The organism is Nocardioides sp. (genome assembly GCF_014360585.1).
Lineage (GTDB): Bacteria > Actinomycetota > Actinomycetes > Propionibacteriales > Nocardioidaceae > Nocardioides.
The window spans coordinates 143,915-152,230 of record NZ_JACIXG010000002.1 but is presented as its reverse complement, the minus strand read 5'-3'; the positions used below and the strand labels follow the sequence as shown (position 1 = coordinate 152,230).

General features: G+C 68.4%; 10 protein-coding genes. 4 read left to right on the top strand and 6 right to left on the bottom strand.

What is annotated here, in order from left to right; genetic code table 11:
• Positions 1 to 1,021 (top strand): HNH endonuclease signature motif containing protein (locus H5T77_RS01560; RefSeq protein ID WP_292644268.1); only part of this gene is annotated, 1,021 nt, incomplete at its 5' end.
• A 256-nt stretch (positions 1,022 to 1,277) separates the two neighbouring features.
• Positions 1,278 to 1,937: a hypothetical protein gene (locus tag H5T77_RS01555; RefSeq protein WP_292644266.1), complete on the top strand. Its 660-nt coding sequence runs from the start codon at positions 1,278 to 1,280 to the stop codon at positions 1,935 to 1,937.
• A 19-nt stretch (positions 1,938 to 1,956) separates the two neighbouring features.
• On the opposite strand, the gene H5T77_RS01550 is transcribed toward H5T77_RS01555, so the two are convergent.
• Positions 1,957 to 2,409, bottom strand: coding sequence for a MarR family winged helix-turn-helix transcriptional regulator (locus H5T77_RS01550; protein ID WP_292644264.1), 453 nt, complete (start codon positions 2,407 to 2,409; stop codon positions 1,957 to 1,959).
• Between the two features lie 62 nt (positions 2,410 to 2,471).
• Between H5T77_RS01550 and H5T77_RS01545 the strand changes: the two genes are divergently transcribed.
• The gene (locus H5T77_RS01545) at positions 2,472 to 2,840 is read left to right on the top strand and encodes a VOC family protein (protein ID WP_292644262.1); all 369 of its coding nucleotides are present in this window, start codon (positions 2,472 to 2,474) and stop codon (positions 2,838 to 2,840) included.
• A gap of 24 nt (positions 2,841 to 2,864) precedes the next feature.
• Here the strand turns inward: H5T77_RS01545 and H5T77_RS01540 are convergent, their stop codons facing one another.
• Positions 2,865 to 3,302 carry a hypothetical protein gene (locus H5T77_RS01540; RefSeq protein ID WP_292644260.1) on the bottom strand — a complete coding sequence of 146 codons (438 nt, stop codon included), beginning with the start codon at positions 3,300 to 3,302 and terminating at the stop codon, positions 2,865 to 2,867.
• 91 nt (positions 3,303 to 3,393) lie between these two features.
• Here H5T77_RS01540 and H5T77_RS01535 point away from each other — a divergent pair, with 91 nt between their 5' ends.
• Positions 3,394 to 3,897, top strand: a complete 504-nt coding sequence (locus H5T77_RS01535; protein ID WP_292644258.1) for a hypothetical protein — start codon at positions 3,394 to 3,396, stop codon at positions 3,895 to 3,897.
• Positions 3,898 to 3,944: 47 nt separating this feature from the next.
• Here the strand turns inward: H5T77_RS01535 and H5T77_RS01530 are convergent, their stop codons facing one another.
• From H5T77_RS01530 to H5T77_RS01515, 4 genes are all read right to left on the bottom strand, one after another.
• Positions 3,945 to 4,490, bottom strand: a complete 546-nt coding sequence (locus tag H5T77_RS01530; RefSeq protein WP_292644256.1) for a P-loop NTPase family protein — start codon at positions 4,488 to 4,490, stop codon at positions 3,945 to 3,947.
• 4 nt (positions 4,491 to 4,494) lie between these two features.
• On the bottom strand, positions 4,495 to 5,316 hold the full coding sequence (locus H5T77_RS01525; protein ID WP_292644255.1) for an alpha/beta fold hydrolase: 822 nt from the start codon (positions 5,314 to 5,316) through the stop codon (positions 4,495 to 4,497).
• Between the two features lie 169 nt (positions 5,317 to 5,485).
• Positions 5,486 to 6,595 (bottom strand): NAD(P)H-dependent flavin oxidoreductase, encoded by a 1,110-nt coding sequence (locus H5T77_RS01520; protein WP_292644254.1) that lies wholly within the window; start codon positions 6,593 to 6,595, stop codon positions 5,486 to 5,488.
• Positions 6,592 to 8,271 (bottom strand): acyl-CoA synthetase, encoded by a 1,680-nt coding sequence (locus H5T77_RS01515; RefSeq protein ID WP_292644253.1) that lies wholly within the window; start codon positions 8,269 to 8,271, stop codon positions 6,592 to 6,594. The genes H5T77_RS01520 and H5T77_RS01515 overlap by 4 nt, the downstream gene beginning before the upstream one ends.
• Positions 8,272 to 8,316 lie beyond the last annotated feature (45 nt).

The following is an 8,316-nucleotide window of genomic DNA, read 5'->3' as shown; positions in this document are numbered from 1 at the left end:
TGTGGCCGCGTGGCTGCATCACCACACCCACCAGCGCCCCGAGGCCCTGCGCGACGACCTCCGGCTCGCGCACGCTTTGGACCGGACCTATGGCCGGGTTGCTGCGGCGATGCGTGCCGGCGAGTGCAACCCGGCGCAGGCGCACGTGATCGTCGCTGCTCTCGACGACCTGCCTGCCGATCTCGACCCCGAGATCAAGGTCCGGGCCGAAGAGGCTCTGGTCGGCTACGCGACCGAGTTCGACCCCACCCGGCTACGCCGCGTGGGGCGCCGGATCCTGGATGTCATCGCCCCGGAGATCGCCGAGGCCGAGGAAGCAAAGAGGCTCGCGGCCGAGGAAGCCCACGCCAGGAAGAAGACCCGGCTCACGATGCGCCGTATCGGCGACGGGACCACGCGGATCTCGGCCGTGGTCCCGGACGCTGCCGCCGACCGGCTGGCCACCAATCTGGAGGCGTTCGCCTCCCCGCGGCGCGATGACGGGACCCGCACCGAGACCGGTGAGTACCTGCCTTACGCCCGGCGGGTGGGGCGAGCGTTCTGCCAGATGCTCGAGACCCTCGACCCGGCAAGGCTTCCGATCCACGGCGGCGACGCGACCACGGTCATCGTGACCATCGACCTCGACCAGCTCCGCAAAGACGCCGGCATCGGCCAGATCCTCGGCGGCAGCCCCATCACCGCGGCCGAAGCCCGCCGGCTCGCGTGCACCGCGAACATCATCCCCGCCGTCCTCGGCGGTGCCTCGGAGGTCCTCGACCTCGGCCGTATCCAACGCTTCTTCAGCGCAGCACAGCGCCGTGCGCTCCTGCTGAGATCAGCGACATGTGAGGCCGAAGGCTGCGACATCCCCGGCAGCTGGGCCGAAGCGCATCACTGGCTCGCCTGGGCACTGGGCGGACCCACCGATCTCGACAACGCAGCCCTGCTCTGCAGTCACCATCACCACCGCGCCCACGACCCGGCGTTTGTCCATGAACGTCTGCCCAACGGTGACATCCGCTTCACCAGACGAACGTAGAGGCTGCTGCCCGAGTCACATCTGGCGCCCTGACGTTGTCCGATGGGTGCCTCTCTTGGCTTCGGTTGCCTGTGCTGTATCGCGGCAAGCGACGACGATGTGCGATAGCGCTTCGGCCTATCGGGCACACACGAACGGTCGGCTGGATCATCGTTGATCAACGCCGCACGAAATGGCAAGCGGCCTGGGCGAATCCGTGGCATCATCGCTCTCAATTGAGAGCACTGCTCTCGCCACCCACCTGAGGAGCTCCACAGTGAACGTCCCCGACGTCTCCCCCGACTACCGCACCCGGATGGGTGCCGTCGCGTTCGCGATCGCGGGCATCCTCTTTGCCGTCTACGAGGCCGTGGCCCCGCGCGCCGACGAGACCACGCTCGAAGGGGCTGCGTCGTGGGCCTCCGCCGGGTGGAGCGTCGCGCACATCAGTGCCATCGTCGGTCTCATTCTCATCCCGCTCGGGTACGGCGCGATCCGCGGCTTCCTGGACGGCACCCCACAGGAGAGGACCGCGCATCTGGCCGCCATCGTCGGCTACATCGGCTCCGGCCTGACCATCTCCTACTATGGCGCCGAGACCTACGGCCTCAAGGCCATCGGCGAGCGGGCGCTGGTCGACGGCGACCCCAGTTTGACCGACGTGGGCAACGACTTCCGCCTCGATCCGACCGCGATGACGGTCTTCGCGCTCGGGCTGCTGCTCGTCGGCGTTGCTGCCGTGCTCGCGTCGATCGCGGTCTGGCGCTCGGGGTCTCTGCCCCGTTGGAGCGCGGTCCCGCTCGCGGCCCTCCTCGTCGTCATGCTTCCCCAGTTCTTCGTCCCGCAGGCGGGGCGGATCGTCTGGGGCGTACTCGTCGCGGTCTCGGCGTTGTGGCTTGCCGCTGCGCTCTGGCGTGCTTCACGGAGTCGCTCGTAGCCCTCGCAATTGCGGGCGGTCAGGCGCCGTCACCACCGTCGTTGAGGGAGTGGATCATGCCCTGCAGGATCCGGAACGCGTCGGACTGATCGGTCGGGCTCATGCCGGCCAGCATCCTGACCTCGACAGAACGGACCGCGACGGTGGCCTCCTCCAGTTTCCGCCTGCCATGGCGCGTGAGGCGTGTCGGAAGGACCTTGCCGACGGGCGCCTCCGCCGGCCTCGACACCTCACCGTCTCGCTCCAAGGATCGGAGCAGGACGTTCATCGTCTGCCTGGTGACGAACGCGCCCCGCGCGAGCTCGGAGTTCGACAGGCCGGGTCGCTGAGCCAACAGCTCGAGGCAGGCGTAGTGCGTCACGCTCATCCCGAGCGGCCGCAGCACCTCCTCCATGGAAGAACGCAGAGCGCTTGACGCCTCCTTCAGCAGGTAGCCCAGTGACTTGTCCAGGTCGACACCGTCTTGACTCATGTCAGTACTCTGACATAACTTTGCGTGTCAGATAACTGACATACCTTCTAGAGGAGCTCTCCATGCCCGTCACCGGCCCCGACTTCATCTCGCTGCAGGCTCGCGACCTCGACGCGTCGCAGGCGTTCTACGAGCACTACCTCGGCTTGGTTCGCTCGCCGGCCGGACCGCCGCATGCCGTCGTCTTCGAGACGAAGCCGATCGCTTTCGCGCTTCGCGAGGTCATCCCCGGCACCGACCTCATCTCAGTCACCCAGCCGGGCATCGGTGCCGCGATCTGGCTCCACGCCACCGACGTCCAGGCCATTCACGATGCGCTCGTCAGCGACGGGCAAACCATCGTGTCCCCGGTGGCCGACGGCCCCTTCGGGCGTACGTTCACCTTCGCCGACCCTGACGGCTACCAGATCACTCTCCACGACCGCACCTGACGGCAGGCAGCGGACGGCGGAGGATCAGCCGCCGACACACTCGTCGTTGTCGCCTCCGGAGTAGCACGGCGGGGCGCGATAGCCGTCCTCCTCCTGCTTCGGAGCCGGCAGGTCCACCGCGCCGGGAATGTAGCAGAGCAGAACGATCGCCGTGCCGACGAGGACCAGCAGGACCTGCCAGAGAGTCCCTGGCATTCGACGGTTCGAATTGAGTATGTGAGAGACCGCGCCGCACAGGAGCGCGGCGAGTGCGATCGCGGCCCAGACCCGGTAGGAGACGATGTTGGACTGCTCGACCTGCGGCTGGTCACCGAAGAAGACGAGGTAGACGTCCAGCCAGTTCGCGGCCAGCTTCCCGATGGCGAGAACGGCCGCGACGAACGCCAGGGCCGTGATGAGGAGAAACCAAGGCAGGCGCGTGATCCGCTGACGGGCGCTGGCCGGGCGGTCGGAATCGAGCATGGAACGAGTCTTGCGGCGTTGCGGCATGACGAGATGAGCCTGCGTGCTCAACTCTTGACCTTCAAGCCGCTCGAAGCCTCAGGATCGGGGCATGACAACTACGCCTGCCGCTGACCCGACGATGACCGCCATCACCGCTGCTGTGACCCTCGGCCCTGAAGGCGATGCCACCAGGGCGCGGCAGGAGCTGCTCGCGATCTGGCGCGAGGTCGAGGTGCTGGGCGATCCGTTCCACCGGTGCACCCTGGCCCACTATCTCGCCGACCTCTACGCCGAGCCGGCCGAGGCGCTGGTCTGGGACGTACGTGCTCTCGATGCCGCTGATGCGCTCACCGACCAGCGCGCGCAGGAGCACGATGCGAGCCTTCAGGTCGCCGGCTTCTATCCGAGCCTGCACCTCAACATCGCCGACAACCTTCGCCGCCTGGCCGCCTTCGACCTCGCGGCCGAGCACATCGGCAAGGCGGCGGAGCGTTCCGTTGCTCTCCCGGACGGACCGTACGGCGACATGATCCGCACCGCGATCCGCGGTGTCAGCGATGCGATCACGGCTCGCGACACCACATCACGGTCGACCTCCCCGACCGTCGGCTGAACCGGATCACGGCTGCGGCCGTCATGACGAGTCCAGGCACTCAAACGTCAGCCGACGGCGCTCGCCTTGGTCATCGAGGCGAGCCACCGGCGGGCTGCGCGGTGCGACCGCACCCGGATCAGCTTCACGCCGGGATGCGCGGCCACCTGATCCGGGAGCTCTCCACGAAGCCTGTTCCGAGTTTTCCACGCCCACAGCACGACGTGGTCGGGGTCGGTGAAGATCGATCGCAGCGGCGGCTCGACATTGCCGTTCCACAGCTCCGTACGACGCACGCGGCGTACCAGCGTCCGGCGGATCACCTGATACATCGTCAACGGCGTCGGGACGTCAAGCCACACGATGACGTCGACACGTTCGAGGATCAGCGGCTTCGCGGTGGCGTACTGGAGTTCGCTCACCCACGCCGGCCGCGCGACGAGGGCACGGACGTCGGCGACGAACTCGGGTCGTGAAGTCCAGTCAGGTCCATGGTGAAGGGAGTCGAGCTCCACGTACGGGATGCCCAGACGGTCGCTGATGCGCTTCGCGAGGGTTGACTTCCCGGAACCGGACACGCCCGCCACCGCGATCCGGGTCGGCAGACTGCTCACAGCGCTACGCAGCCTTCGCGATCGTGCCGAGGATCGCCGAGGCGGCGGCTTCGGGGGCCTTGGTCGGGATCCAGTGGCTGACCCCGGCGAGCTCGACGAGCTCGTAGGGCCCGGTGACGGAGTCCTCGTTGCCCTCCAGCGCGGAGCGGCCGATGGCGACGTCGCCATCGCTCCAGAGCATCGTCGTCGGGACCGAGACCCGGCCGACTCGCGGAGCCAGAGGGAGGGCGCGGTACCAGCCGAGGGCGCCGGGGAGCGCGCCGTGGTCGACGATCTCCTCCCGGAAGCGCTCGACGTCCTCGTCGTTCCAGCCGCTCCCCCGCATCATCCGCTCCATCCGGCCGTCGCGGCCAGAGACCAGCTCGGGGAGGAACGGGATGTTGAAGAAGGCCATGTAGGCCGACTTACGCAGCTGCGGGCCCTTCATCGACCGCGCGAACGGGACCGGGTGCGGCACCGACATCGCGGTCCAGCTGCGGACCAGGTCGGGCCGCTTGGCCGCCACTCCCCAACCGACCGCACTCCCCCAGTCGTGTCCGGCCAGGTGCACCGGACGACCGATCTCGTCGATCAGCGCGACCACGTCCTCGACCAGCTCGCCCGCCCGGTAGCCGAGGCGCGTACGCGGCCGGGCGCCCGGCGAGTAGCCGCGCTGGTCCGGGGCGATGGCCCGGAAACCGGCGTCGTGCAGGATCGGCGACACCTCCCGCCAGCAGGTCGCCCGTTCCGGGAAGCCGTGCAGGAGCACGACCGGGTCGCCCTCGGCGGGGCCGGAGTCGATCACGTCGAAGGTGAGTCCGTCACGTACGTAGCTCGAGATCGTCACGCGCCCATCCTGTCAGGGCGCTCCCTCTTCGGTGCCGGTCGCGGTGTGCGTTAGCCGGGCCGGCCAACATGGTGTGCGATAGCGCAGCGTTGTAACGCCGAAATGTGGGTGGACACGGGAAAGGCGCCGGCTCGATCTTCCGAGCCGGCGCCTACGCAGCTGCTGCGGTCTATCCCTCCGAGATCGCGTCCAGACGCTTGACGGTGGCCTCGAACTCGGCGATCAGGTCGGCCATGACCTCGGCGACGGGACGTACCTCGTTCATCCGGCCGACGATCTGCCCGACCGGCATCGCGACGACGTCGGGGTCGCCGGCGGCGTTGATGCGGTTGTGGGCGTCGGAGACGAGCAGGTTCTGCAGCGGCATCGGCAGCGGTGCCGGTGAGCCCTCGGCCTCCCAGGCGTCGGTCCACTTCGACTTCAGCAGCCGGGCCGGCTTGCCGGTGTAGATCCGCATCCGGCGGGTGTCGGCGGAGGTGGCGCGGGTGAACGCGCTCTCCCAGCCGGCGTGGGTGTTGAGGTTGCGATACTCCGACGTCCCGAGCCAGATGGAGCCGGTCCAGACGCCCTGTGCGCCGAGCGCCAGGGAGGCGGCGATCTGACGTCCGGAGCCGATCCCACCGGCGCCCAGCACCGGCACGTCGGGCCCGACCGCGTCGACGATGTCGGGCTGCAGCACCATCGAGGCGATCTCGCCGGTGTGCCCGCCGGCCTCGTAGCCCTGGGCGACGATGATGTCGACGCCGTTGGCGACGTGCGACACCGCGTGCTTCGGGGCGCCGGCGAGCGCGGCGACCTTGATCCCGCGCTCGTGCGCCTTCTCGATCACGTCGTTGGGCGGGGTGCCGAGCGCGTTGGCGATCAGCACCGGCCGGTGCTGCAGTGCGACGTCGACGTGAGACCGTGCGGTCGAGTGCAGCCAGCCGAGCACACCCTCGCGCCCCTCCCCCTCCGGCAGCGGGGGCACCCCCATCGAGAGCAGGGCCTTGTCGACCCATTCGGTGTGCTCCGCGGGGATGTAGGCGGACAGGTCGGTCGAGGTGCCCTCGGTCGGCACCTTCATCGGCATGACGATGTCGACGCCGTAGGGTTTGCCGTCGGTGTTCTCGTCCATCCACGTCAGGGTGCGGTCGAGCTCGTCGGCGTCGTTGAAGCGTACGCAGCCCAGGACGCCCAGGCCGCCGGCCTTGGAGACCTCCGCGGCCACGTGCTCCGAGGGGGTGAAGGCGAAGATCGGGTAGTCGATCCCGAATGCCTCGCACAGTGCCGTACGGATCATGCCTCTGCTCCTTCCGAGCCCGTGTTCGCCTGGGCGGTGTCCTGAGCTTGTCGAAGGGTGGCGAGCGCGATCTCCTTGGCCTTGGGGTACTGCGCCTTGCCGGTGGCGTTTCGGGGCACCTCGTCGACGATGGTCAGCGCGCGCGGAAGCTTGTAGCCGGACAGGTGAGCCCGCAGGAACGTACGCAGGTCCTCGAGCTCGAGGGTCACGCCCGGCCGCGTCTGGACGACCGCGGCGACGGCCTGGCCGTAGCGCTCGTCCGGGATCCCCACGACGAGCGTGTCGTAGACGTCGGGGTGCGCCTTGATGGCGGCCTCGACCTCCTCGGGGTAGACCTTCTCGCCGCCGGTGTTGATGCAGTTGGACCCTCGCCCGAGGAGGGTGAGCCGGTTGTCGGTCTCGATCCGCGCGTAGTCGCCCGGGATCGCGTAGCGCTCACCGTCGATCTCGACGAAGGTCTTCGCGGACTTCTCCGGGTCCTTGTAGTAGCCGACCGGAACATGGCCCTTGCGGGCGGTGCGCCCGATCTTGCCGACGTCGGTGGCCAGGTCGAGCGGATGGCCGTCGTCGCCGATCACGGCGGTGTGCGCACCCGCGGTGACCACCGGCCCGTCGGTCGAGAGCGCGGACGCATCCTGCAGGCCGGTGCCCTGGAAGCCGGTCTCGGTCGAGCCGATCGAGTCGGTGAAGACCGCGTTCGGGAAGTGCCTCATCCAGCGCTCCTTGACCGACTTGGAGAAGATCGCGGCGCTGGACGCGATCGCGAACAGCGACTGACCGTCGAAGCTCTGCCCGTCTCCGCGACCGGCCTCATAGGCGTCGATGAGCGGCACCGCCATCGCGTCGCCGGTCATGAACATCATCTGGACCTTCTCGCGGTCGACGATCTCCCAGGTCTTCACCGGGTCGAACTTGGGCTCCAGGATCGTGACCTGGCCCGCGAAGAGGTGCATCAGCAGCGAGGCCTGCGCGCCGCCGTGCATCAGCGGGCTCAGCGGGAGCGTGACGAGCCCGTCGCCGGCGGCCTGCTTGGACTGGTCGTACTCCTCCAGCGGCACGCCCGTCATGAAGTCGATGCCACCACCGAGCACACGCCAGAAGTCCTCGTGGCGCCACATCACACCCTTGGGGAAGCCTGTGGTGCCGCCGGTGTAGATGACGTGGATGTCGTCGGCGCTGCGCTCACCGAAGTCCCGGGCGTCGGACTGTCCGGCCAGGGCCTCCTCCAGCGTGACACCGCCGAACGAGCTCAGGTCGGAGTCGTCGTCGGGCTCGAGCGGGTCAGGGACGGCGACGAAGGTCTTCAGCCCCGCCACCTTGGGGGCGACCTCGGCGACCAGCGGCGCGTAGGCACGGTCGTGGACCAGCGCCTTGAGGTCGGCGTTCTCGAAGAGGTACTCCAGCTCGCCCGCGACGTAGCGGAAGTTCACGTTGATCGCCACCGCACGGATCTTGAGGATGGCGAGGAGGGCGACGACGTGCTCGACCGAGTTCTTGGAGTAGAGCCCGACGTGATCGCCCTTCCCGATCCCCCGGCCGGCCAGGTGGTGGGCCAGCTTGTTGGACTCACGCTCGAGCTCTGCGTAGGTCACTTTGCGGTCGCCGACTTGGACCGACACCTTCTCAGGCGCGGCGTCGACGGCGTGTTCGAAGAGGTCAGCAAGGTTCAGCGCCATGGAGCGAGACTAGAACACGTTTCAGTTTTCCGCTAGGGTCTGGTG